This is a genomic window from Methanosarcina flavescens, assembly GCF_001304615.2.
Taxonomy (GTDB): domain Archaea; phylum Halobacteriota; class Methanosarcinia; order Methanosarcinales; family Methanosarcinaceae; genus Methanosarcina; species Methanosarcina flavescens.
The window spans coordinates 608,412-634,156 of record NZ_CP032683.1; the positions used below are offsets into that span (position 1 = coordinate 608,412).

Annotated in this window: 19 protein-coding genes; 14 read left to right on the forward strand and 5 right to left on the reverse strand. The window is 41.0% G+C overall.

What is annotated here, in order from left to right; all coding sequences use genetic code 11:
* The first annotated feature begins 90 nt into the window (after positions 1-90).
* A complete protein-coding gene (locus AOB57_RS02645; RefSeq protein WP_054298518.1) occupies positions 91-351 on the forward strand; it encodes a hypothetical protein in 261 nt (86 codons plus the stop codon).
* 130 nt (positions 352-481) lie between these two features.
* Here AOB57_RS02645 and rnz read toward each other — a convergent pair whose 3' ends face one another.
* From rnz to AOB57_RS14420, 3 genes are all read right to left on the reverse strand, one after another.
* Positions 482-1,399 carry a ribonuclease Z gene (rnz, locus tag AOB57_RS02650; RefSeq protein ID WP_054298519.1) on the reverse strand — a complete coding sequence of 306 codons (918 nt, stop codon included), beginning with the start codon at positions 1,397-1,399 and terminating at the stop codon, positions 482-484.
* Positions 1,400-1,565: 166 nt separating this feature from the next.
* Positions 1,566-2,564 carry an alpha-amylase family glycosyl hydrolase gene (locus AOB57_RS14415; RefSeq protein ID WP_226999608.1) on the reverse strand — a complete coding sequence of 333 codons (999 nt, stop codon included), beginning with the start codon at positions 2,562-2,564 and terminating at the stop codon, positions 1,566-1,568.
* Positions 2,561-3,442, reverse strand: a complete 882-nt coding sequence (locus AOB57_RS14420) for an alpha-amylase family glycosyl hydrolase (RefSeq protein ID WP_226999609.1) — start codon at positions 3,440-3,442, stop codon at positions 2,561-2,563. The genes AOB57_RS14415 and AOB57_RS14420 overlap by 4 nt, the downstream gene beginning before the upstream one ends.
* 539 nt (positions 3,443-3,981) lie before the next feature.
* On the opposite strand from AOB57_RS14420, the gene cobA reads away from it, so the two are divergent.
* From cobA to AOB57_RS14330, 13 genes are all read left to right on the forward strand, one after another.
* Positions 3,982-4,749, forward strand: a complete 768-nt coding sequence (gene cobA, locus AOB57_RS02660; protein ID WP_054298520.1) for a uroporphyrinogen-III C-methyltransferase — start codon at positions 3,982-3,984, stop codon at positions 4,747-4,749.
* 20 nt (positions 4,750-4,769) lie between these two features.
* Positions 4,770-5,594 carry a uroporphyrinogen-III synthase gene (locus AOB57_RS02665; RefSeq protein WP_054298521.1) on the forward strand — a complete coding sequence of 275 codons (825 nt, stop codon included), beginning with the start codon at positions 4,770-4,772 and terminating at the stop codon, positions 5,592-5,594.
* The gene (ahbC, locus tag AOB57_RS02670) at positions 5,591-6,790 is read left to right on the forward strand and encodes a 12,18-didecarboxysiroheme deacetylase (RefSeq protein WP_054298522.1); all 1,200 of its coding nucleotides are present in this window, start codon (positions 5,591-5,593) and stop codon (positions 6,788-6,790) included. Before AOB57_RS02665 ends, ahbC begins: the two co-directional genes overlap by 4 nt.
* 353 nt (positions 6,791-7,143) lie before the next feature.
* Positions 7,144-7,803, forward strand: a complete 660-nt coding sequence (locus AOB57_RS02675) for a molybdopterin-dependent oxidoreductase (protein WP_054298523.1) — start codon at positions 7,144-7,146, stop codon at positions 7,801-7,803.
* A 188-nt stretch (positions 7,804-7,991) separates the two neighbouring features.
* Positions 7,992-8,939, forward strand: coding sequence for a phosphotransferase (locus tag AOB57_RS02680; RefSeq protein WP_054298524.1), 948 nt, complete (start codon positions 7,992-7,994; stop codon positions 8,937-8,939).
* A 95-nt stretch (positions 8,940-9,034) separates the two neighbouring features.
* On the forward strand, positions 9,035-9,736 hold the full coding sequence (locus AOB57_RS02685; protein ID WP_054298525.1) for an HAD family hydrolase: 702 nt from the start codon (positions 9,035-9,037) through the stop codon (positions 9,734-9,736).
* Between the two features lie 613 nt (positions 9,737-10,349).
* Positions 10,350-12,959, forward strand: a complete 2,610-nt coding sequence (locus AOB57_RS02690; RefSeq protein WP_054298526.1) for a valine--tRNA ligase — start codon at positions 10,350-10,352, stop codon at positions 12,957-12,959.
* A gap of 804 nt (positions 12,960-13,763) precedes the next feature.
* Complete coding sequence (locus AOB57_RS02695; protein WP_054298527.1) at positions 13,764-14,132, forward strand: DsrE family protein; 369 nt, start codon at positions 13,764-13,766, stop codon at positions 14,130-14,132.
* A gap of 855 nt (positions 14,133-14,987) precedes the next feature.
* Positions 14,988-16,244 (forward strand): hydroxymethylglutaryl-CoA reductase (NADPH), encoded by a 1,257-nt coding sequence (gene hmgA / locus AOB57_RS02700; protein ID WP_054298528.1) that lies wholly within the window; start codon positions 14,988-14,990, stop codon positions 16,242-16,244.
* A 1,012-nt stretch (positions 16,245-17,256) separates the two neighbouring features.
* Positions 17,257-18,996, forward strand: coding sequence for a 2-oxoacid:acceptor oxidoreductase subunit alpha (locus tag AOB57_RS02705; RefSeq protein ID WP_054298529.1), 1,740 nt, complete (start codon positions 17,257-17,259; stop codon positions 18,994-18,996).
* Positions 18,983-19,834, forward strand: a complete 852-nt coding sequence (locus tag AOB57_RS02710) for a 2-oxoacid:ferredoxin oxidoreductase subunit beta (RefSeq protein ID WP_054298530.1) — start codon at positions 18,983-18,985, stop codon at positions 19,832-19,834. The genes AOB57_RS02705 and AOB57_RS02710 overlap by 14 nt, the downstream gene beginning before the upstream one ends.
* A 520-nt stretch (positions 19,835-20,354) precedes the next feature.
* A complete protein-coding gene (locus tag AOB57_RS02715) occupies positions 20,355-20,954 on the forward strand; it encodes a flagellin (protein ID WP_054298531.1) in 600 nt (199 codons plus the stop codon).
* A gap of 194 nt (positions 20,955-21,148) precedes the next feature.
* Positions 21,149-21,328 carry a hypothetical protein gene (locus AOB57_RS14330; RefSeq protein WP_193726274.1) on the forward strand — a complete coding sequence of 60 codons (180 nt, stop codon included), beginning with the start codon at positions 21,149-21,151 and terminating at the stop codon, positions 21,326-21,328.
* Positions 21,329-21,558: 230 nt separating this feature from the next.
* Here AOB57_RS14330 and hacA read toward each other — a convergent pair whose 3' ends face one another.
* A complete protein-coding gene (gene hacA, locus AOB57_RS02725) occupies positions 21,559-22,791 on the reverse strand; it encodes a homoaconitase large subunit (protein ID WP_394339708.1) in 1,233 nt (410 codons plus the stop codon).
* A gap of 642 nt (positions 22,792-23,433) precedes the next feature.
* Positions 23,434-25,233: a right-handed parallel beta-helix repeat-containing protein gene (locus AOB57_RS02730; protein ID WP_054298533.1), complete on the reverse strand. Its 1,800-nt coding sequence runs from the start codon at positions 25,231-25,233 to the stop codon at positions 23,434-23,436.
* Positions 25,234-25,745: the final 512 nt, after the last annotated feature.

Consider the following 25,745-nt stretch of genomic DNA (forward strand, 5'->3'; position numbering starts at 1 on the left):
TATAAAAATAGTTATTTTCTAGCAGGAATGATTTAAATAAGTCTCAAATAAGTCTCAAACAAAAATGAAATAAAAATAAAAGGGATCCCTATGAATGAAATACGTGAAGTCGACAGGTTTGAGTGCAGAGTTGTAAACGTAATTAAAAACCTGATGTGGAAAGGTGTAACAGTAGAAGAGAAGGGCACAAAAGGTAGGGTATATTTCAGCAGAGTTAACGGTGAACTTGATATCAATCACGGTGATACTCTATATATAGGCGTCAAGCCGGTTTATGAAATCGAAGGCAAAACTATGGAAGTCACACTTTATGATGCTGAAAACAAAAAACTGGATTGGACTCTTGTCTGAGCTATCCTGAACCTGTTGCGATGCAGAAGTTGATATACAGAAGATCTGTTACAGCTCCCTTTACGCTAACCCGTCTGAATATAAAAACTCAATAACTTTTAATCTTTCCTTGAAGACAATTTCAAATTTTTTATTCAGACCGGTAGGGAACCTCGATTTCCATCAGGTCTTCGGCTATAATCACTTTTTCAAACACTTTTTTCGAATCGCTAAGGAGAGGCTCAGAATCATCAGTATACCGGGAACTTATATGGGTAAGGATGAGCTTTCTGACCCCGGCTTCCTTTGCGAGAGCTGCAACTTCCCCTGCTGTCGAATGTTTGGATTCTTCAGCCCAATCTGCCATCTCGTCCGCGAAACTGCTGTCGTGGATCAGCACATCTGCATCCCTGCTGGCTTCAAGAACGGACTCACAGGGTCTGGTATCTCCGCTGTATACAATAGTCCTTCCGGGCCTTGGGGCTCCCATTACATCTTCGGGTTTTACGAGCTTTCCATCGACTTCTACCGATTTTCCTTTTTGCAACTTTGCGAAAAGAGGACCAGGAGGAATTCCCAGTTCGATTGCCTTTTCTCTGTTGAAACGCCCGGGGCGGGGGTTTTCTATAAGGGCATACCCGAGGCTTGAGATACTGTGCTCGGTTTTTAAGGCACGGATCACGTATCCCTCCTTTTCCACAGTATCTCCGGGTTCCAAAGGGATACCCTGGACTTCATATTTAAGATTGAAATATCCAAGAGCTTTAAAAAGCTCGGTAAATTCCCTGGTTCCTTCAGGGCCATAGATCAGAAGGGGCTCTTTCCTTCCCATGAAAGACATGGTCTGAATCAGCCCAGGAATACCCAGGAAATGATCTGCATGAAAGTGGCTGACAAAAATCGAGGATAGGTTCATCATTCCTGTCTTTGCCCGCATCATTTGCTGCTGAGTGCCTTCTCCACAGTCAAACAGGATAAGCTCTCCTTCCCGATTGATCATTATTGCAGACGGATTTCTGTTGCGTGTAGGCAGAGAACCTCCAGTACCAAGAAAAATTATGCGAAGCATATCGAATCCACTAAACACTCAAGGAGTATTTATGGATTACCACTTAAAAGTATCAGAAAAATCCCAAATAAAGTCAACTTTTTAAGTTGAAATCCTACTTTAGAGGATTTGCTAATTTTTAGCATTTTCTAAAGCACTTACCGGAATCTCGACGTTCCTAGAACACTTATTCAACTTTCACAGTCCAGATTCTCCCGTAATTACCTGGAATTTTAAGCCGGATTTCTTTGTCAGCAGTGACCCCCATTAAATTTTCCAGTCCGTGAAGTTCTTCCACGTAATTGCCACTAAACGGGAATTTAAAAGACACTGCCTGACCCTGATCTCCAAAGTTTAGAGCTATAAGGCTAAAAACTCCCTCAAAACTCCTGGAAAACAGCATAATATTCCGGCATTGATAACGGGTTAAATCATTGTAGAAATAATGTTCTCCCCTGGAAAACTGAGGGTTATTTCTACGAAGCTTGATTAGTTTTCTGACGAGTTGAACCAGAGACCTGCCTTCATGAGTATAGAAGTATTCCCAGCGTACAGGTCTGTATAAAAGCACTCTTCCCCAGCCTTCATGATGAAGGAAGTAGTTTTCTCCGAACTCCTGTCCCTGCCATAACATGGGAATTCCTCTTGCTGTAAATAAACCTATTAAATAGGGCTGAACCTTATACCAGAGCGCACGGTCGCCTTCTTTCAAAAGTTCATTATCACTGTCAATTGTTCCGAAGTTACAGATAAAACGGGAATGATCATGATTTTCCAGATACTGGTGGGCAGTTTTTATAATACTATCGCCGTTATTCTGAACTTCAGCCGGATAACCTGAGAGCCCAAAAAGAAAGCCCAGACTGGTCAATTGATCGGGATTTCTGGCTGCTTCCCTGGCTGCATGCAAAGTTCCGTTTTGCCAGGTACAGTTACTGAAAGTCTTTTTCAGAATTTCTACCGGTTTTTGCAGTTGTTCGGCGCACTGAATAAGGTTTATGGAGCCATTATTAAAAAATCGCTGCCAGTGGTCGGAAGAGCCTCTTTTTTCTTTGACCATTAGGTAAGTCTCCCGTACCAGTTTCGTATAACCGTTTTCCGAATTCTCAAGCCAGTAACCTGGCACGTAATCATACCTGAAACCATCTATGTGGTAAGAATCGAGCCAGTGATAGTTTACTGTCAAAAAGAAGTCCCTGGTAAATTTATGGTTGAAATCCATACTCGTTCCAAATGCGTCTTCAGCAAAAGGACCCATAAAAGGATTTTATCTATGCTCCATCCGAGTTCGTTATAAACATAGAAATAAGGGAAAAGCTGACTTGTGTGAGCATATACAGAGTCAACTATAACTGCTATCTCTTTCTGGTGAGCCGTATCGATTAACTTTTGCATATCATTCCTTTTTCCAAAACGCTCATCCACACCAAAGTACCCGATTGGCATAAATCCCCAGTCTACCCTTTTCTCAACATTGGAAAGAGGCATAAACTCTATGCAATTTACCCCAAGATCTGCCAGATAATTCAGTTGTTCAGTTACTCCCTGTATGTCATTTGCAAATTCATTGATCATCAGTTCATACAGAATAATATCATTTATTGAAGGGATCTTACATACCAGTTCATGCTCGGTCCATTCGTAATGTTCGTATCCGAGCGTGAACGCAGACAACTTGCCGACTCCAAACTCTCTGGCAAAAGGATCTATAATCCAGTCAACAGGATTCTGTTTATCCGGATTCTCAAGACAGTATCGATAGACATATTTGCCTGGAGTTCCCCACGCAGAGTACGGTCTTGGCTTATCTTGAGGTACGACATTTATTGTTATAGACCAGTAATCTCCATACTCTGAATTTTCGGAGTGTTCCATTTCAAAATTCAAAGGTAATATATCCTGAAGGAACTGGTCTTTCTCATGAATCACCCTCACCCATAACTTATTACCTTTATCTGTTGATATTCCTGGCAACAGGAGTCCGAAGTTAATAACTCCAGAATTCTGTTTATCCTCCCTGGCTCCAAGCTTATGAAGCGGCAGAAAATCTAATTTACTCTGCAAGGTTACTCACACTTCGCACTGGTCTGGAAAATTATTAAAAGTAAATTGTATTATTATCACCTGGAACCCAATTTGAAGGGCGTACCTAAAGTAAAAAATAACAACCATTTAATGTAGAATAAATAAATATGTAATATAATTAAACAGATATTGAATATACAATCAAATTTTCTTTCAGTACAAACTAAATCACTGCTAATAGAAATGAATCACTGTTAATATAGAAGTGAATGAATGTTTAATGTAGAATTAAATTCAAGGATCAATATAGTTTTGGAAATTTAGCTTCTAAAAAGTGATTCTGAATCCTCACTTTCCGGATTCTAGCATTTTTTTCGCGAAAATAAGGATGATTGGAGCTCTCAAGTTAAGGAAAACTAAATATTCCCACGTTTAAGATGAAAACAAAATAAATTAATTCTCCTGACTTTTCAGGAAATTACTGCCTCAATTTTCAGGATATTATATATTCTAAAAACTCGTTAACCTTCTCCAGATTACGCATTTCTATTCAAAAATGATAAAGGAACCGTCGCCATATGTCAGGAAATTACGGAAAAGTTTACCTCGTAGGTTCGGGCCCAGGAGACCCCGAGCTTCTTACCCTGAAAGCCCGCCGTCTGATAGATAGTGCTGAAGTAATTATTTATGACCAGCTTCCCGGAAAAGCTATTCTGGATTCAATGCCGGCAGGTGCGGAAAAGATCGATGTCGGAAAACATGCCGGCAACCACACCATGACCCAGGCTGAGATTAATGAAGTGCTTGTGCAAAAGGCAAAAGAAGGAAAAATGGTAGTCAGGCTTAAAGGAGGTGATCCTTATGTCTTCGGGAGAGGGGGAGAAGAAGCCGAAGTACTTGTAGCTGAAGGCATTGAGTTTGAGGTCGTGCCAGGGATAACTTCTGCAATTGCAGTGCCTGCTTATGCTGGTATTCCGGTAACACATAGAGAAAGCACGTCAATGGTCACCTTCATAACCGGACACGAGGATCCAACAAAGCCCGAGAGCTGGCTTGACTGGGAGACCCTTGCAAAATTCGGAGGAACAATTGTAATCCTTATGGGCGTAAAAATGCTCGAGCGTAACGTTGATGAGCTAATGAAGCACGGAAAGAACCCTAATACACCCGTTGCGGTCATAGAGAAAGGAACCAGACCTGACCAGAGAGTTACTGTAGGAACTCTTGCAAATATCGCAGAACTTGCGAAGGAACGTAAAGTAAAGGCTCCTGCTATCACGGTTGTAGGAGATGTGGTAAGGCTTCATGCAATCCTTGGAGAACAGCGTACAGGGACGGAGTTATAAGAGTACGAAGGGATCACGATATGACAGGAGAACAGGAGAAGACGAAAATGCCGGTCCTTGCAATCATGAGGCCGGAAAACTACAGGGAAAGATCCGAGGCTCTTGCCAGGGATTATGGCTTTAATCCGATATATGCCCCTATGATAAAGCTTGAAGGCATAAAAGATGAGGGATTTGAGCCTTTTGTACGGAGAGTCCTTGCCGGCGAGTCCGACTACGTGGTTTTTACCAGTGCAAACGGGGTAACCTTTACCCTGGATAAGCTCTCCGAAACTGAAAAAGAAGAATTTATCAATGCACTTAAAAAATCCAGAATAATCGCAATCGGACCTAATACAGAAAAAGAACTTGTAAAAATAGGAATTGACAATTCTTTCCTGCCAGCCGATTATAGCTCAGAAGGGATTGTAGAAGCTCTCTGCCCTGAGATAAGAGGGAAAATAGTAGATCTTGCCAGGAGTGCTTTTGGGGCTAAAGTCTTAATAGAAGGGCTCGAAAAGTGTGGAGCTACGGTTTATGAGACCCACGTGTACACTCTCAGTATCCCTGAAGGAGAGGCTCAAAAAGAGTTGATTGAGCGCACACTTGCAGGGAAAGTGGATGCTTTTGCTTTTACAAGCTCCATGATGGTTAAAGGCTTTATGAAGCACGCTAAAGGGCTGGGATCAGAGGAAACTATTAAAGAAACTCTCAATAGGGCCGTGGTGGGAGCGATTGGCACGCCTACGGGAAAAACTCTGAAGAAATATGGGATTAATACAAAGGTAATCCCTGACGAATTCACCTTTGAAGCCCTGTTAAAGGCTATAAAGAACCAGCTTCAAGAATTTGAAGGATTGACATGATAGGCATATCAAAACTTTACTGCGGGACTGTGGAACCTTCTGATGCCCTCCGTTATGGAAGGAAATCAAAGAATCTTCCCTCACACCTGTTGCAGTTCTCAAAAGATAAAAAGCCAGTTGTAGTCTGGAATATGACCCGCCGCTGTAACCTGAAATGTATACATTGCTATGCCCAGGCGAAGGATATCGAGTTTCAAAACGAGCTTTCGACCGAGGAAGGCAAAGCTCTTATCGATGACCTTGCACAATTTGGAAGTCCGGTAATCCTCTTTTCAGGGGGTGAACCTACCCTGAGAAAGGATCTGCCCGAACTTGCAGCCTATGCTCGTGAAAAAGGGATGAGGGCAGTGATTTCTACAAACGGGACACTGATAAATCGGGATATGGCAAAAAAACTAAAGGATGTCGGGCTATCTTACGTGGGAGTTTCCCTGGATGGCATAAGAGAAACGAATGATAAATTCAGGGGGATGAAAGGAGCATTCGACGCAGCTCTTAGGGGACTTCATAATTGCCAGGAAGAAGGCATAAAAGTGGGCTTGCGTTTTACAATTAACAAACAAAATGTCGCAGATATTCCCGCAATCTTTGACCTGCTTGAAAAAGAAAAGATTCCAAGAATATGTTTTTACCATCTGGTTTATGCAGGCCGGGGTTCGGAAATGGTAAGTGAAGATCTCTCCCTTGAAGAGTCCAGGCAGGCTGTAGACCTCATACTCGAGAGGACAAGAAGCCTGCACGAAAAAGGTTTTCCTGCCGAAGTCCTTACCGTGGACAATCATTGTGACGGTCCCTACCTTTATATGAAACTCCTCAAAGAAAACCCGGAAAGGGCTGCGGAGGTATTTGAACTTCTCTCAATGAACCAGGGCAATTCCTCAGGAATAGGTATAGGATGCGTCTCCTGGGATGGCTCGGTGCATGCTGACCAGTTCTGGAGACATTACTCCTTTGGGAACGTGCGGGAACGCCCATTCAGTGAAATCTGGAATGATCTGAGTGATGAACTCATGGCAGGGCTCAAGGACAGGAAGCCCCTGATAAAAGCTCACGCCGACCGCTGTGCCCGGTGCAAGTGGTTAGAGGTTTGCAATGGGAATTTCAGGGTGCGGGCTGAAGCCGTATACGGCAATGTCTGGGCAGACGATCCTGCGTGTTACCTGACAAAAGAAGAGATAGGATATGATGAGGCCTGAAATTTATCAGGCTTTACAATACTTTTAATTTTTATTTACAATTTGTCTCTTTGTTTGCCCTTTATTCACTCCTTTGTTAATTTTTACTTTACCTGTTTTTCTTATTCTGAGCAAGACTCCTGCATTATCTTCTTAAAACACTTATTCAGGCTGTTTGCATATTTTTGAGTGAGAATAATAAGAATATAATAAAATAACATACAAGAAGATAACAAAATAGCATATAAAAAGACAATAAAATAGCATATAAAAAGACAATAAAATAGCATATAAAAAGACAATAAAATAGCATATAATAAGACAGTAAAATGACTTATAATGAGAAAAGGGCTCAGGGGGGGCAGAATAAATACATGAATTTAATTCCTTTATCCATGACCGTTTCAATAATTTTCTTAATTACCTCTGGTTGTATCTCGGAAAGAGAAGAACCGGAAACCTATGATAATGAAACTGAAAACCTTTCATACGAAGGAAAATCACTGACTCCAATAGCACAGCAGCGAAATAATGCCATTAAAGGGACTCAGTATATTGACAGGGAGAGCTACAGACTGCAGGTCAATGGGCTAGTGGAAAAGCCTCTAAATCTTACTTATGAAGAAATAACCACAATGCCTCAAGTTTCGAAAGTTGTGGAGCTGAACTGTGTGGAAGGCTGGAGCTTTACTGCAAAGTGGACAGGAGTAAGGATAGCTGACCTTTTTGAAGAGGCAGGGGCTATGGAGAACGCAACTACCGCGATTTTTTACAGCGCGGATGGCTATTCTACTTCACTTGATAGGGATTACCTGCTAGAAAATGATATAATTCTTGCATACAGGCTCAACGATGTAACCCTGCCCCCAGACAGGGGTTTTCCTCTTCAGCTCGTAGCTGAAGATAAATATGGATATAAATGGGCAAAATGGATAGTAAGAATTGAGCTGAGTGACTCACCTTACAGGGGATACTGGGAGAAAAGGGGATATAATAACACGGCTGATGTCGGTGGACCTGAACTTGAGAGATAAATAAACCTCATCAATCAAACACCAATAAAAATATAATATATCCAAACTTATAGTATGTTGTCAGTAATGAGACCAAAACAAAAAATTGGCAGCCGTTTTATCACAAAAATTAACTTTGGGATGAGAACATACTGCGGGGAAAAAAATACAACTGTGGGAATACTTCTGGAAAATGGGGGTAGTTTAAAGTGGCTTCTCGCCATGTTGATGTTTTAAGCCCAGGGGATCCTTTCAGGGACTGGCTTGTTGAAGAGGTAGTCGGGCACAGACTCAGGAATAAAAAATGTTCTGTTAACGTTTTTAAGTATAACTCTTCCCATACCGTCTGCAGGTATCAGTTCATGGGAGAAAACTTCAGTGTAATGGCAAAATTTTTTGCCGAACCTACCGGCCGATTGAAAGATTATAACCCTCATAAAGGCATGATGAACGAATACCGGAATCTTAAAAAAGCTGCATCGGTAATAAACGTTGCAAAGCCTCTTGCAGTCAATAAGAAGTTCAATTGCGTTCTTGTAACCGAACACATACCTGGAAAATCTCTTGCCTGGTATTTCAACCATGAAGAAAAACTTTATGAGAAGCTTGCTGCAGTTGCACACATGCTCAGGCAGCTCCATGAGAACACAAAGGCTTCCTACAATAAGGAAAACGAATTCAGGAATTATCATGAAGTACTGGATCACCTGAAACTGGATCATGATACCAGAGAGAGCTTTAACAAACTGCTCGGACAATGGTGGTACAGTTCCCTGCTTAACAGGGAGCATGGCTGTATGGTTCATAGGGATGTTACCCCTTCCAATTATATTTTTTGCAAAGGCAAGCCTTATGCCCTCGATTTTGAGAGCTCCTGGTTCCATGCACATCCTGTAAGAGATCTCGGTATTCTTACTGCAGAACTTAAAAATGAGTTCGAACTGCGTAAAGGAGGTGGGTGGAAAGCCGAACCGTATATAGGAAATTTTCTCTGGGAGTATAGCATAGATGAAAAGCATTTTAAATATGTTACCAGAGTTTTGCCTTTTTTCATGAGTATAGGACTTCTCCGCTCGGCAAGGCTCCACCAGGGCGACTATAAAAGCTATTTGATTAAAGAAGCATATGAGTGTTTAAAAGCAATTAATTACATGTAAAAGGCAATTAAATAAAGCTTAAGTGAAAGAGAAATGGGGGAAAGAGTATACTGGGAAATTATGAAACTGAAGAAGGCGAAGGTAAAGTCACATCTCTGGGCCATTCTTCCGGGAAGGGAGAGGAGACATTTGAGAGCTGTCAGATAAAAGGAGTTATTTTTGACTGCTACCAGACCCTCATAGATATCGACACTGATGAGCACAGGTTGGAAACGTATGAGATTGTAACCAGATGGCTTGCCTATCAGGGAGTGAAAATAAAGCCAGAAAAATTGCGGGACACTTATATGTTTAAAGTCAGGGAAAAAATGGAGGACTCGAGGGAAATATACCCTGAAGTCAGGGTAGAAGAAATCTTTGCCGAGATCTGCAAGGAGAACTCGATCTGGAGGATTGACGAAAAAAGCCTCGGAGTAGAGACTTCAAGGGTTTTTAGAGCAGCCTCAATGAAAAAACTCCGCCCTTTCCCCCAGAGCATCAGACTGATTGAACATTGTATAAATATCCCCAAATGCATAATCTCTAATGGGCAAAGAGTTTTCTCCGAACTGGAACTCCGATTTCTCGGGCTTTATGATTATTTCGATTTCGTAATCTTCTCATCGGATGTGAGATACAAGAAACCTGATCTCAGGCTTTTCATGACTGCGCTTAAGAAGATGAACCTTGAACTCGAACCCACGTGTGTCATGTCGATTGGAGACTCTTACGAAAACGATATATTGCCTGCAAGGAAATTGGGAATGCGAGCCATGCGTATTGATGAAGCTTGGGAGCAGTTCGGTTTGAAGGACTAACTGTATAAAAAGTAAGAAGTTTTCCGCGAAAATAGTGAAATTTTAAAAGCTTGCTTAATTCTTTTCCTTTTTATGGTTTTCTGCTTTTTAAAGACACACCAGAAAACGATATATATCCGCCTCAGAGCCTGGAGTTAATGCAATGCACATCCGCAAGGCATGGAAATATGCATAACGGGCACACATCGTAGAAAGGAGAAAGAACCAGCCCATACGAAGAAAAAAATTCCTTCTTTAAACCGGATCAAAGTGAATCTGAGCTGAATTCAGGCTAGATTCTCTTCACACATTTTATCTTGTAGTTATTTCTATCCTTTAATTCTCCACACTAAATTCTCACAATTTTCATGAAAACTTCTATATTCTAACAGCGTTACTATATGCTGACAACTGTGAGATTGCTATCAAACTGGTCATAAATGTTTTTCCTGTAAACTGATTTCTCATAGAAAATGCAATCAAGTAACTCAAATATATATTCCAGAAAATATTGAATTGCTACCGGACAGTAAGAAATTTTTCATTTCACCCAAACCCAGATATATTTAAATAATCGCAAGCACTCTAAAACCCAAGAAATTCTTACACTATTTTCCATTCATGGAGTGTCTTTATGACAGAATCAGAAATTCCGAAAGAATATAACGCAAAAGAGGTTGAGGAAAAGTGGATGGAGAAATGGAATCTCTCCATGTACCATTTCAACTGGGGAGAGGATACCCGTCCCCAGTATATCATTGACACCCCACCTCCCTATCCTACAGGCAATTTTCATATCGGAAATGCGCTTAACTGGTGCTATATTGACTATATCGCCCGATACAAACGTATGCGCGGGTACAATGTGATGTTCCCCCAGGGCTGGGACTGCCACGGCCTCCCAACCGAAGTCAAGGTAGAAGAGATTCACGGTATAACGAAAAACGAGGTTTCGCGTGCCGAGTTCCGCAGGATGTGCAGGGAACTGACCGCAGAAAACATCGAAAAGATGCGAAAAACAATGCTGCGCCTGGGCTTTTCCGTCGACTGGAGCAACGAATTCGTTACCATGGACCCATCATACTTTGTAAAAACGCAGAAATCCTTTGTCAGGATGTACAATGATGGGTACATATATCACGAAGAACATCCTGTCAACTGGTGCCCCCGCTGTGAAACTGCCATTGCTTTTGCAGAAGTTGAGTACGAGACAAGGCAAACGAAACTTAATTTTGTCCATTTTGACAAGGTAGATATTGCAACCACGAGACCGGAGCTTATGGCAGCCTGTGTTGCAGTTGCAGTAAATCCCGAAGATGAGCGTTACAAACAGTACGTCGGCCAGGAAATTACAGTACCTATCTTTGGGCAGAAAGTGACCATAATTGCCGATGAGGATGTTGAGCCTGAATTCGGTACAGGTGCCGTAATGATCTGTACTTTCGGAGACAAACAGGACGTTCGCTGGTGGGTTAAATACCAGCTGCCCCTTATAAAGGCAATCGACAAGCAGGGCAGGATGACAAAAGCAGCAGGCAAGTATGAAGGTATGAGCATTGAAGAATGCAGGGAAGCTGTCATTGCTGACCTGAAAGCTGCAGGTTGCCTTTATGACCAGAAACCTCTGGAACAGAATGTTGGGCTCTGCTGGCGCTGCGACACCCCTATCGAGATTCTTTCAGAACCCCAGTGGTTCGTAAAGATTGACAATGACGGCATCCTGAGAGCTGCAGATGAGATCAACTGGTATCCCGAGTATATGAAAGTCAGACTCCAGAACTGGACAGGCACTATGGAATGGGATTGGTGCATATCCAGACAGAGAATCTTTGCAACCCCAATCCCAATATGGTACTGCAAATCATGCGGGGAAGTAATGGTTGCAGAAGAGAGCTGGCTCCCAACTGACCCGAATGAAGCAGCCCCGAAGAAAGCCTGCGCCTGCGGTTCAACCGAGTTTGAACCTGAAACCGATGTGCTGGACACCTGGATGGACTCCTCTATTACAGCATTACATGTCACGGGCTGGGAAAGTGAACGCGAGCTCCGTCTGCCTGCACAGATCCGTCCACAGGGCCATGATATTATAAGGACCTGGGCTTTTTACACGATCCTGCGGAGCCTTGCCCTTGAAGGGAAAAAACCCTGGGACTCTATAGTTATCAACGGCATGGTGCTAGGGCCTGATGGTCATAAAATGAGCAAGTCCCTCGGAAACGTAATTTCCCCGGAAGAAGTTATCTCACAATACAGTGCCGATGCTTTCAGGCAGTGGGGTGCTGTTGGCGGCTCAACAGGCTCGGATATAATGTTCCGATGGAAAGACGTGGTCTCAGCTTCTCGCTTCCTTCAGAAGATGTGGAGTATCTACAGGTTCTCAATGTCTCATCTGAAAGGCTTTGGGCCTGAAGATGCCGATAAATTCCCAACGGATTCCCTCCGTATAATTGACAGGTGGCTTCTGAGTAGGCTGAACAGGCTTGTGGACACTGCGACAAAAGAGCTTGATGCATACCAGTTTGATTCCACATTTAAGGCTATAAGAGGTTTTGCCTGGGAAGTCCTTGCCGATAACTATCTGGAACTCGTAAAAGGCAGACTTTACGGCGGTGAGCCTGAAGGCAAGAGAGCAGCGCAGTACGTGCTCTACCAAACAATTAAGACTCTTTCGCTTCTGCTGGCACCATTTATACCCTTCTTTGCGGAGGAACTTTATTCCAGGTTTAGCAATGAGAGTGTCCATACACAGGCCTGGCCTGCAGTCGATGAGAGTTCCATAAACGAAGAAGCCGAAGCCGCAGGAGAGCTTATCAAGGATATAACAGGTGAGGTCCGCAGGTACAAGTCCGAGCTTGGAATGGCACTTAATGCCCCTCTGAAAAAGGTTGAGATTTATAACATCGATATAGATACAGGAGATATCGCAGGTGCAACGAACTCGGAAGTTGAGTTGATGGAAGGAGCTCCTTCCTTTGAATATGTACCAGTGGAAGTAAAGCCCAATATGGGTATCCTGGGTCCCAGATTCAGAAAAAATGCAGGCGCTGTCGTGAAAGCTCTCAAGGCAGAAGACCCTGTTGCTGTTGAAGCCCAGAAAACATCCGGAAAAATAACTGTCACTGTAAATGACGAGCCGGTCGAACTTGAACCCGAAGCCGTGGAGATAAGGAAGGAAGTGATCTCTGGCGGCAGGGAGGTCGATGTGCTTGAAGTCAGAGGTGCAGTTGTTGTGATTGTAAGGTAAGCAGAAGCTTACCTTTTTTCATAAAAAATATCCTTTATTGCTCAAATTAAGCTTATTTTTTTGCAGTTTTTACGAGCATCTGAAAGCAGGACATCTTAAGGTTAGACTCGTAAACTACTGCTAAACTAAATATTTAGTAGCTTCCTAAGTTCACAGATGACCCTTTGGCATATCAGATAGGCTTTAACGGGCAGCTCCTGCCCTACTGAGTTCTGTCCATTCGTCTGTATCGGCTTTACATGAAAACGAACCTGTTACAGTGCATTTATTCAAGACCTGTTTAACCCCTGAGATAAAGACCCAGGAGTTTTATGCTCTTCATAAATTTACATTAATGTAAATTTATATGTAAATTCAAATTCCGACTTTAATCCTGCGAACTGTAAAACCTATTTTCCTGAAATAATTTCCCACTATACCGGAATTTATATTTCAATGACGGCAAAAATAGATTTTCAGTTTACAATACGAAGGAAAAATTATAAATTGCCCAGCTTAGATTGAGGACTCCTACAAAGTAGAAATTTCAAAAACGAATCATTTAGAATTAGCCTCCAACTTTAAAAAATTTTTGGCGTCAGAAAGTTCAGGATAACTGTGGGATGATAAAAACAACTATCTAATTTTACATTACGATTGAATCAGTTAACCAGATGTAAGTATCCAGACTTCACGGGATATCTTATAGATAAGCAGAATTATTTAAATAAAGTGAAAAAATATGGACTCCCTTTTTCAATGTGAAACTTTATATACATCTAGGTAATCTGTTTCAGAAATGTATTATTCAGATCAGGAGTTCTTATGACAAAAGTCGAAAAGGTACTACTGCTGCTCAAAAACATGGTTTACGAGAGCACCAGCCCACAGGAAACTCTTAAATTTGCGAAGTATTACAGGAGTAAGGGGCTTGACGTGCTTGTTATTCTATGGGGACCTATGGGAGTGTTGCTTGCAAAGAAAGACAAAACAAGAGGATCACCCAAATATGATGTTTCTGTTCAGGAATGCATTGACATGGGAGTAGAGTTCCGATGCTGCCAGCTTGCCTCGGACATGATCGGGCTTAAGAAAGAAGAGTTAATTCCTGGAATCGAGTTCATCTGCTCAAAAGATGTAGCCGAGCTCTTGTTGACATATGCCGAAGAAAACCAGCTGATCATCAGTTTCTGAGCCTGAGAAACTTCTAAAAATTAAACCAGGCATTTAAGAAATAAGGATTTTAAGTAATTAGATATGTTTTACTGTAGCTCTTTCTTAAGTAAGGTTTTCTTCAATCTAGCTATACCCTACCTAGCTGATTATACCCTGCCAAACTGGCTCTTGAGCCAGGGATACGTGCCAATAACCGGCCTGTAGATCTTTAAGCTACACCTCAATACATTTCTAGCCATTCTAAATCCTAACTGCTTCCCTGAGCCTGAATTACAATTTTTTTCAAAAAAAGTGTTTAAAAAAGCGCTTGATCACAAACTTTTTCAGAAAAAGTTTGATCACAAGCCTTTTCAAAAAAGGCTTGAGCGAAAACGGCTGGTAGGCGCGGTCGGCGTGATAAACCGGCGCAACGGTTTCGGTCAAACCTTTTCGTAAAAGGGTTGCAGCTCAATGGGCTCTGTAACTGGCAATAAAAATTTTTTGATATACCTTAAGTTTTGTGAGAGTTTTATAATATTTTTTCAATTTTTACCTGTATCGACGGAACCTTTAATGTTTGGGATAGTTCAGTTGAACAGGTTGGTCATAACAGAAAAAAATCCACTAAGGAATGAATTATATGTAATATGCACATAATTAGAACAAAAATATAAAAACACGGCTCAAACCAGCGAGTGTTTGTGATTAAACAAGGCAGCGTCTATGATCAAACTAGCAACGTTTGCGAATAATAACTAATGTGCATATAATCAGGATAAAATGGTTTTAACATAAAATGTGTGACTTCAAAGTACTAAATTAATATGAATGTTTTAGCTCTTCAGTTAATTAATTTTAAAGTTAGGAAAGAAAATAGGTTAAGCAGGTGGTTTCATGTTTTTGCAGGATTATGAGCTGAGCGAGGAAGAGAAAATTCTCTTACAAAAGGTTCTAGATGGAGATGTGGCTCTTCGTAAGATTGAGGAGGTCGCAGATCCATTAACATCAGTAAAAATTAGACGGCTTGCAATACAGGAGTTTATAAAACTCGAGTTTGAACATATACAGAATTTTTCCCTTGATGTAGAGGCTATATCGAAAAAGAATATCGAAAACATGATAGGGGCAGTTCAGATTCCACTAGGAGTTGCCGGGCTTCTGAGAGTAAATGGTGAATATGCTAACTCCAAATATTATATCCCGCTTGCTACAACCGAAGGAGCTCTTGTCGCCAGCGTAAACCGTGGCTGCTCGGTCATCACAAAATCAGGAGGGGCAAACGTCAGGATTTTTGAAGATGAAATGACAAGAGCTCCTGTTTTTAAGCTTGATAGCCTTGAGAGAGCCAAGAAATTTTATGAATGGGTAAAATGCCCTGAGATTTTTGAGCAGATGAAAGAAGTTGCCGAAAAGACAACACGTTTTGGAAAACTGATCTCCGTAAAACCTTTCGTAACAGGCACATACGTATACCTCAGATTCTCGTACGATACAAAAGATGCCATGGGCATGAACATGGTGACTATAGCTACTGATGCAATCATGCACCTGATAGAAGACGAATTCGGCGCACATCCGGTTACCCTCTCAGGAAATATGTGTACTGACAAAAAACCCGCTTCAATAAGCACAATTCTTGGAAGAGGAAAAACAGTTGTAGCCGAGGTCATAATTCCAAAAGAGATTGTCAAAGAAGTCCTCAAATGTACGCCTGAATCCATGTTTGAGGTAAACTACAGCAAAAACCTGCTTGGCTCAGCAAGAGCAGGAGCACTTGGCTTCAATGCCCATGCTGCAAATATCATTGCTGCGATTTACCTGGCCTGCGGACAGGATGCAGCTCATGTTGTCGAAGGGAGCACTGCCATTACGAGCATGGAACTTACAAAATATGAGGAGATTCATTGTTCTGTTACTCTGCCTGCCCTGCCTGTGGGAACTGTTGGGGGAGGCACGGGTCTTGGAACCCAGAGAGATTGCCTGAACATTCTCGGTGTCTCAGGTGCAGGGGATGTTCCCGGAATAAACTCCAGAAAATTTGCAGAAATCGTAGCTTCCGCCGTGCTTGCAGGAGAAATTTCCCTTATTGGAGCCCAGGCTGCAGGACATCTGGCCCGTTCTCATGCCCAGCTCGGCCGTGGAAAGTTCTAACACGAGCGTTGTACCAAAACCGTTGCGCTGCAACCCTTTTTTGAAAGGGCTTGTGATCAAACTTTTTCTGAAAAAGTTTGCATTAAGCTCTTTTTTGAAAGGCTTTTAGAGATCTAATGGGTAAATTACAATTTAAGAATTTGTTAAAAAAGCTGGATTTCACTTAGGCAAGAGGTTTCTGTTCTTGATATGCAGAGATGTGCCTAAGGGAATATACCTCCATTATCTTTTATCGGAAGTTTTGATTCTTAACTGTTTATCGGGAATATACATCATTTTCTCTGTTAAAACTGCTTTTAGTATTTATGTTCAGGCATTAGAATTTATTTTCATAGAGTTCAACATTATTTAAATTCAAGCAGAATAAAAGATATATTGTCAGATTATTATATAATTATTGCATAAATTGGAAACCCTTATTAGAGGGTAGACTTTTAAATTTAATATGGAGGCGGCATGAGCAATCCTGTAGATCTCCTAGTCTGTGCGATAACCTCACTGCTTTGTTTTTTAATAGTATATACTGTGCTGCAGGAGGAGATATTGATACTTGGAATTGCCCTTGTAGGTTTTATTCTTTTAGGGAAAATTCTGTACTTATTGTAACTTTCAGTCTTCAGTTTGCTCAGGCGGTAAGCCACGCAGCTGTACTGTAAGTATTATGTATTTTAAGTGAATATTTTAATAATATTTTTGACCCAACTTTATAATGTTTTTTCCTCATCAGTTTTCCAAACAACGAGAAGAAGCAAGATTATTTAAAGTTTAATAATAATATTTTCTCGAGGGATTTAAAGAGGGGAAGGCTAATAGGGTAAGTGACAGCAGAGTAAGGAAAATTAGCCGATAAAAGTTTCTATATTGCTGTTGCTCATACAATAATGTTCGTATAATTAAATTCGCACAACTAAGACATGAGATCAGGACTCACGCAATTAAAACTTACAAGGCAAAAGTGACGTTAAACTGAGCAAGCCAGAAAAACTGAGATAAATCAAAATTAAGAAACAGATTGGGGGTTAAGTTTCTGGAATATACGCTTCGAATAGGAGGAGAAGCCGGACAGGGGCTACAGACAATAGGAGGAGCTCTTGCAAAGGTCTTTTCGCGAATAGGATACCATGTGTTTTCACACCAGGACTACATGTCCAGGATACGAGGGGGGCATAACTTTTACCAGATCCGGTTTTCCGACCAGAAAGTAACGGCTTCCAGAGAGATGCTTGACATTCTTCTCGCTCTTGACCTGAACACTATTGAGACTCACAGGAAGAGTGTGAAAGACGGAGGATTTATTCTCTATGATTCCGAAATTGCGAAAAAGAAGTTTGAAGAGCCGGAATTCATAGACATTCCTTTCCGAAAGATAGCACTGGATGTCGGAAAACATAGCGTTATGGCAAACACCGTAGCAACCGGGGCAGCTCTTGGGCTGCTTGATCTGGGGCTGGAGGCACTTAAACAGATCCTGAGAGAAACTTTCAGCAGAAAAGGAGAAGAAGTAGTCCAGAGTAACATAGCCTGTGCAGAGGCAGGATACAAATATGCTCTTAACAATTGCCCCAGGTGCGAAGCTTTCGGAATCCGTGAGCCCGAAAACAAAAAGCTCATGCTTATAACCGGACTACAGGCAATCTCGATGGGAGCAATTATGTCAGGATGCAAGTTCTACTCAGCGTATCCTATGTCGCCTTCAACAGGAATTATGGAGTACCTGGCTTCCAGAGCAGAGGAGTATAATCTTGTTGTTGAGCAGGCTGAAGACGAAATTGCAGCTATTAATATGGCAATAGGAGCTTCTTTTGCAGGTGTAAGGGCTATGACCGGAACGTCCGGAGGAGGATTCGCTCTCATGGTAGAGGGTCTTGCCCTTGCAGGAATGACCGAAACTCCTCTTGTGATTGCGGAAATGCAGCGCCCTGGACCGGCTACGGGTCTTCCCACACGCACCGAGCAGGGAGATTTACTTTTTATTCTTCACGCAGGTCATGGGGAATTTCCAAGAGTGATTTTTGAACCAGGAACTCCTAAACAGGCTCTTTACCTGACTAATAGAGCTTTCGAACTTGCTGAAAAGTACCAGATCCCTGTGTTCATCCAGTCTGACCAGTATCTTGCAGAATCCGAATGGACCTTTGATAGCCTTGATTCAGAAAAACTGATCTATAACGATTACCGGATGAGGGAAGAGGATCTTAAAGGCGTTGAGAAGTATGAACGCTACAAATATTCCAGTACAGGAATTTCTCTGCTTGCGATTCCCGGAGAAGCAGGAAAACACCTCGTCGTGGCGGATAGTGATGAGCATGACGAGGAAGGGCATATTATAGAGGATTCCGAGACCCGCATCAAAATGGTTCAGAAAAGGCTTCTGAATAAACTGCCATTTATAAAAAATGAAATCGAAGCTCCTTTTTTATATGGAGATCCCTCCCCGAAAATAGTGCTTGTAGGACACGGATCTACCTACGGCGTGATAAAAGAGGTAGTTGATACCATTCCCAAGGAAAAGAAAGTTGCAATGCTGCACTTCAGCCAGATCTACCCTCTTTCCGAACGGGACAGGTTCGATTATATTGAACTTCTTAAAGACGCAGACCTTACAATTTGCATAGAAAACAACGCCACCGGGCAGTTTGCAAAACTTATAAGGGCAGAAACCGGATTTGAATTCTCCCATCAGATCAGCAAATACGATGGGAGACCTTTTACAATTGAAAACCTGAAGGAGGAATTGCATGCCTACCTCTGAAGATTATGAAGGTCAGGTTCCGGCCTGGTGCCCCGGATGTGGGAATTTTCAAATTCTTTCGACTATCAAACAGGCACTTGTAGAACTTGGAATTGAGCCCTGGCAGGTCCTTGTTGTTTCGGGGATAGGGCAGGCTGGAAAACTGCCCCATTATATCAAGTGTCATACATTCAACGGGCTGCACGGAAGAACCCTGCCTGTAGCTACGGCTGCAAAACTTGCCAACCATTCCCTTCACGTGATTGCAGTTGCTGGAGATGGCGATTGTTATGGGGAGGGAGGAAACCATTTTCTCCATGCAATTCGACGGAACCCGAATATTTCGCTGTTCGTGCATAATAACCAGATATATGGACTGACCAAGGGGCAGGCATCTCCCACTACAGCCGAGGGAACATACACAACAATTCAGCCTTACGGCGTACTCCAGGAGCCGATGAATCCACTTGCCATGGCAATTTCTCAGAACTGCAGTTTTGTAGCCAGAGGTTTTGCAGGAGACCAGGAATATCTTAAAGAGCTTATGAAAGCTGCAATAACACACAGAGGCTTTGCTCTGCTTGACATTCTTCAACCCTGTGTTACTTTTAACAAGATAAATACCTTCAAGTGGTATCGGGATAGAGTTTACAGGCTAGGAGACGACTATGACCCTTCGGACCGTATTAAAGCATTCGAAAAGTCCCTGGAGTGGGGAGATAAGATTCCTAATGGGATTTTTTACAAATACAAGAGGGACATCTTTGAGGATAGAGTGCCGGCAATTCAGGAAAAGCCACTTGTAAGACAGAAATTTTCTCTTGAAGAAACAAAGCACGAGATTGAGAAATTTTATTAAACTTTATCTTTTTACTTTTATTTAAACACTGTTGGAATTCCAGCTTTACGCAGAAGATGTCAAATTCAGAGTTTTTAGTATAATCAGGAACCGCTATTCTAATTGTTTCATTTCAGAATGGAGTTCATTACAAGGCTTACTCGATAAAACACATTTACTTCTTCCAAAAATAAAGATGCCAATTTTAAAATTTTCTGTCTATTATTTTACTTGTAGAGCAGTTATAAATTTTTAAAATGTTAATATAATAAGTTAAAGGTTTAGCAGGAAAAGTTAATAAATTTAAAGAGAATACTCTTTCTAAAAATTATTGTTATGCTTAGCAACTATATTGAGTAACTGATGAAGACCACGCAATGTGGGTAACTAATACAAAGCCCGATAGATACCATGAAAATTAGCCCCTGTGCACTATTTCCTATACCAAATTTCTGTCTAGAGGCAATAGAGGAGAATCGTGGTGTCATACCTTCACGTTTTATAATGCTTTCATTCGGAGGAAAAAGAGGAGTAAGATGGAATGAAAGGAATTTCCAGTATTTTTAAGAAAGGCGAAATAGCCTTCACTGCACTTGAATCTGCAATAGTAATGACTGCTTTTTTAGTGATTGCAGTAGTGTTCTCTTATGTGATTGTCGGGGCAGAGCACTCTACTTTTGAAACAGTTACAACTAATGAGGTTGTAGAACGGTCAGGTCCTTCCATTGAACTTGCGGGAAGCGTGATAGCAAAAGCGAGCGACAGTAAAGTAAACAATATTATCCTTACGCTTCAACTCGCGAAAGACCAGCCACCGGTAAATATGGGAGTTGATAGCAGTCAAGGACTGATGATCATATCCTATTTAGACCGTGTCACTTATGTAGCAAGTACAAACTGGACCAAGAATTTTGTAGGAGAGAATGATGGAGATGAACTGCTGGAGCAATACGAGAAAGTAGAGATCAACATTACTGCACCAGCTAACTCAACATTGCAGAGCACGGAAGCAGGGGATGTAGTTAACAGTGAATTCAGGCTTGAGATAAAACCAGAGACAGGTGAAGTCATACCTGTGTCAAGCACTATACCTGCCCAGATCGACACAGTTATGAGCCTGAAGCACACCTCAATGGATTAAACTGATATTCCTCTCCTTGAAGGCATTAAAACATACAGGCAGTATTCATAAAAAAGAAGAAAGAATTCCTTGCCTGAGCATAGATCTGAGAACCTGTCCGCACGCAAAAAGAAAAATGAAAGATAGTGACGGGATTTTCCCGTCACACAGATATTAAAAGATCAGTTTTTAAGCTTCAGCTCTTACATCTTTCAATGGAGATGGAAAAGCCCTTCTTTTGCCTTGTTGAGATGCTTGTTAGCTTCCTCGATTTTATTGGCAGCTTCGAGGATATCATTAGAAGCATCGAGAAAACCATCTTTTTTGGCTTTCTGAGCCCATTCCCTGAAGCTCTGTATGTGGCTTTCGTTATGCTCGATCCAGTGTTCAATTAAACTCGAAAGATTTTTGTTATTGAGTTCTTCAGTAATAGTTGTCCCTCCTGTTAAAATATATGCAATTCAAGGTATAAATGTCCGCTGGATATAAACAAAATTTTTATAATGCTTGACAGAAAAAATAAAAGGCAGATAAAAAATAGAAACCATAAGATGACAAAAATAGAAAATGTAAGATAGACAAAAAAGTAAAAAATAGATGAAAATCTGGCTTTCGCTTCTAAGATTCAAACTTTCCTGGGGTCAGTGATTTCACCTGATAGTGCCGAGGCTGCTGCGGTTGCAGGAGACGCAAGGTAGATAAAGCCGCCTTTTCCCATCCTGCCTTTGAAATTCCGGTTTGCAGTTGAGATACAAACCTCGCCTTCTCCAAGCACTCCTTGGTGAGCACCAAGGCAGGGTCCGCAGCCAGGGGTTGCAAGCGTGACGCCTGCTTTGAGCAAAGTCTCCATTGTCCCGTTTTCAATTGCTGCAAGGAGAGTTGTGCGGGATGCAGGAATTACAATAGTCCTGACCGCAACCTTTTTCCCCTTAAGGATTGAGGCTGCGATCTCAAGATCCTCAAGTCTCCCGTTTGTGCATGTCCCTATAAATACCTGGTCTACATGGATACCTTCGACCTCTCCCACAGGCTTTACATTGTCTACCTGGTGCGGGCAGGCGACCTGAGGCTCGATATCATCAGCAGGGTAAGTTAATTCTTCTGCATAGACTGCGTCATGGTCGGCATAAACCGGCTCATAGGGAGCAACTGCCCGATTATTCAGGAAATTGAAGGTTTTCTCGTCCGGCGGAACAATCCCGGTTTTTGCTCCCATTTCAATTGCCATGTTGCAGAGCGTCATCCTGCCTGAAATCGATAGTTCGGAAATAGCCGATCCGTAAAACTCTACAGCCTTATACGTGGCACCATCAATTCCGGTCTTCCCTATCAGATAAAGAGTCAGGTCTTTCGCATAAACACCTTCTCCAAGCCCGCCTTCAACCGTGAACCTGAGGCTCTCAGGCACTTTAAACCAGAGCTTGCCTGTGGCGAAAATTTCAGCCATGTCCGTAGCTCCCACGCCTGTTGCAAAAGCCCCGAATGCCCCATAGGTGCATGAATGCGAATCGGCTCCCACAACCAGTTTCCCTGGCAGTGCGAATCCGTTCTCAGGAAGTACCTGATGGCAGATTCCTTCCCCCATCTCATAGAAGTTCGGAATGCCCTGCTCCCTTACCCATTCTCTGATCTCTTTTTGTAGTGTCGCTGACGTTTCATTATTTGCAGGCGCAATGTGGTCGAAAGGAATTACTATCCTTGAGGAGTCCCAGACCTTTTTCATCTCCATTTCCTTGAAAGCATTAACTGTAAGTATCGAGGTGCCGTCGTGCGCCATCGCATAATCGATATCTGCCAGGACAAAATCATTTGCCTTTGCCTCTGTTCCCGCTGCCCGGGAGAAGATTTTTTCACTAATTGTTCCCAAAAGTAAGTCTCCTGTCTGATGATCAAATGACAATATGATATGAGGAAAAATTCAGATTTCTGAATTCATTATAAATGAAATATAATATCTTTTTGATACCTTTGAGATAAGAAGAGTTAAATAACTTCCCACTTTTTAGCTGTTGTCAGGCATGTTATATGAGCATTGCCAGTAATTTGCTTACTTAACATGTTAATAGAGCATTAATTACAAGCTTGCTTAACCAGTCAATGCCCGTCCCTCGCTTACGAGAGTGCTCTGCTCTTGATATGAGCATTCTTGGTTAATAAAAGCATTAAGTGAATTATTGCTTCGTATGTATTCCGTAGATCGTGCTAACAGTTATTGCAGGAAGTATGAGAGTAATTTTGTATTAAACATCTGAGTGCGATTATTGAATGCCTCTGCAAAAGAAACATTGTACGAGGAATCAATAACGCTTTATATACCATAAAATTGTTTATCCGACTCTTTTGGAATTAACAGGTAGTATAATTATATGTTTCGGCATATGTATTTGAAGCACAAATTGATCCAAGAAATAATAAAACAAAGCAGAAAGATATTTTTAATACCGGATTATCGATATTTCGTTTGAATCTTATTCATCGAAGCTTCTCTGCCTGCACAATTTCATATATTTATCAATAAGTCCCCAGCAGAAAATAGCATATAGACCTTGATTTTCAAATTTTCATAAAATTCCATTATTGATGAGAAAAAAGTCTGTAATATAGACTCTCCGGGTGGTTCTACATGAGCAGTACCGTGACCGGTACTGCTGCCTTCTGCATTATTTTTAGTAACTTCTGGGTTTTGAATGTTTTTGATTGTGATTCCGGAGGGGGAATTAGATGAACTCACATTTATTAAGTTATTGTTTTGTATTTTCACAACGCTATTTGTGAAAGAATTCCCATCTATATATATTCCATCTTGCTTTATGTTCTCAAAAGTATTATCAGAAATTTCTAAGTTTACTCCATCTATTAAAAATTTCTGATATATTCCTTGATGAGAAAGATTACTAAAAGTGTTCCCACTTATCAGTATATCCCTGAAACTTCCTTCAAAAGGAAAAATAACTCCATGCATTCCACTGTTTTGAATATTATTTCTGATTATAAGCTTGCTGTCGGTTCCATTTCCTCCCTCGTACATATTACCTAATATACCATTAAATCTGTTATTTTCATAAATATGTACACCATCATTTACAGCACCACGTTTGAATATTCCTCCAAATCCGCCAAAAACTTCATTATCGGAAAAGACAGAGTGTTGTGTACCATCTGAGAATGCAAAATAGTATGGAAGCTCCTGTATGTACCTGTAATCATAAAGTTTGCAGTAGTGCAGGGTTTCAGGTGTTATTTGCGGGTATATCCTATTTCCAGTTACTACGAAATTAATAGTATTAGCATGAGCATCAATAACATTTGAACCAGTGATTTTTGCCCCAATCAAAGTGTTATCGGTAATAAAGATATCTCGATTTAAAGATTTGAGTTCAGCTGAATTAGCTGTTATAGCATGCCTGCAATTCTCTATGTGATTATTTTCGATATTAACAAGAGCAGAACCGCTGGCTACATTCACACCATATCCACTTCCGGGAAGAAGTGAATTGTAAATTTCGTTATTGCTAATATCCACGTTAAAACAGGAATACAGACAAATCGCACCAAATCCACTGTTATTGAACCAAGAATTAGTAACAGAACTGTCCTTGCAATATTGCATTACTAGTCCATGGTGAGACATCGTCGCACCAGTGTCTTCCAACCTTATATTCTTTATATTTACTTGTACAGGTCTATATACTTCTACCTGTACCGTATCGGATAGGTTATAGTCTCTAAGAAGTGGTTCATTTAAAGTGACGACATTTTCATTTACACTTTTAACAGCGTATATTTCACCTGTCATTTGACCAGGATAATTATCAGGATAATCTAAAGGACACCACTGAACGTTTTTCCAGATCTTAATCAGGTCATTAGGGCGGACCTGATAAGCATCAGTTAAAGTCACCTGAGATGAACCTTTTCTAGCGTCGGTATATAGAGTATTGCTTGTGACAAGTGACCCGCCGAAATAAATCTCGTTAATTTCTTTCTCAGAAGTCTGAATGTAAAAAGTTACATTTCCTTCTCCGATTATATTCAGATTTTTATCTTTTTGAAATATTCCTTTTGTGATGTAGTAATTCCCTTCGCGAATAGTTATCGTATCTCCGCTTTTTGAGTAGTCCAGTGCTGCCTGAATACAGGCTGCATCGTTTGCATAATTGGGTGTATGAAAAATACCGGGCTCAACTGGTCCGGGCTGTTTATCAATCACGATATTTGCCGCCAGAGCTGCAGGGCTACTTAATGCAAGATAAAAAAGAGTAAGGGCAAATATTATCGTTAAGTTCTTTAATTTTTTCACTAGAAATTACTCCTTAACCTTTTTAACTCGAAGCCTAGACAAAAGTGCTGCGATAACTAATTTTTACAATAACATATCCAAAGCGGATAGAGACTCAATATCAGAGTTCTAATATGCTTTACATTATGCCATTTTGACCTCTGAAAAGGCTATAAAGAAATCTAAATAATTAATTTAAGAATTTTGTGTTTTACTTTAATTAAGCTTTATTAATTATTTCAATAATTATTTCATGAATTACCAAATTTCCTATTTTATTTAAAAACGTAACTCTTTAGAAGCTATTTTTATGACTACTAAAAACAAATTTAGTGGGAAAAATACTAAATCAGAATAAAATTGCGACACCTAATGAGCCTTATTACAACGTATTAAAGAATATTTTTTTGGCTTGAAGATATTTGTCTTTATGATACAATTCCTATAAATTAACGAGTTTTATAAAATGAAAAACTAAAAAGGAAAAATTTAAAAACTTTTTGTAAAATATGCATTCAGATAATTTATTTTTA

Coding starts and splice junctions, on each gene's coding strand:
- AOB57_RS02695 (WP_054298527.1), top strand. CDS start 13,764: ATGACAAAAGTCGAAAAGGTACTACTGCTGCTCAAAAACATGGTTTAC.
- rnz (WP_054298519.1), bottom strand. CDS start 1,399: ATGCTTCGCATAATTTTTCTTGGTACTGGAGGTTCTCTGCCTACACGC.
- AOB57_RS02710 (WP_054298530.1), top strand. CDS start 18,983: ATGCCTACCTCTGAAGATTATGAAGGTCAGGTTCCGGCCTGGTGCCCC.
- AOB57_RS02645 (WP_054298518.1), top strand. CDS start 91: ATGAATGAAATACGTGAAGTCGACAGGTTTGAGTGCAGAGTTGTAAAC.
- AOB57_RS02715 (WP_054298531.1), top strand. CDS start 20,355: ATGAAAGGAATTTCCAGTATTTTTAAGAAAGGCGAAATAGCCTTCACT.
- AOB57_RS02665 (WP_054298521.1), top strand. CDS start 4,770: ATGACAGGAGAACAGGAGAAGACGAAAATGCCGGTCCTTGCAATCATG.
- AOB57_RS14330 (WP_193726274.1), top strand. CDS start 21,149: ATGGAGATGGAAAAGCCCTTCTTTTGCCTTGTTGAGATGCTTGTTAGC.
- AOB57_RS02675 (WP_054298523.1), top strand. CDS start 7,144: ATGAATTTAATTCCTTTATCCATGACCGTTTCAATAATTTTCTTAATT.
- hmgA (WP_054298528.1), top strand. CDS start 14,988: ATGTTTTTGCAGGATTATGAGCTGAGCGAGGAAGAGAAAATTCTCTTA.
- ahbC (WP_054298522.1), top strand. CDS start 5,591: ATGATAGGCATATCAAAACTTTACTGCGGGACTGTGGAACCTTCTGAT.
- AOB57_RS02690 (WP_054298526.1), top strand. CDS start 10,350: ATGACAGAATCAGAAATTCCGAAAGAATATAACGCAAAAGAGGTTGAG.
- cobA (WP_054298520.1), top strand. CDS start 3,982: ATGTCAGGAAATTACGGAAAAGTTTACCTCGTAGGTTCGGGCCCAGGA.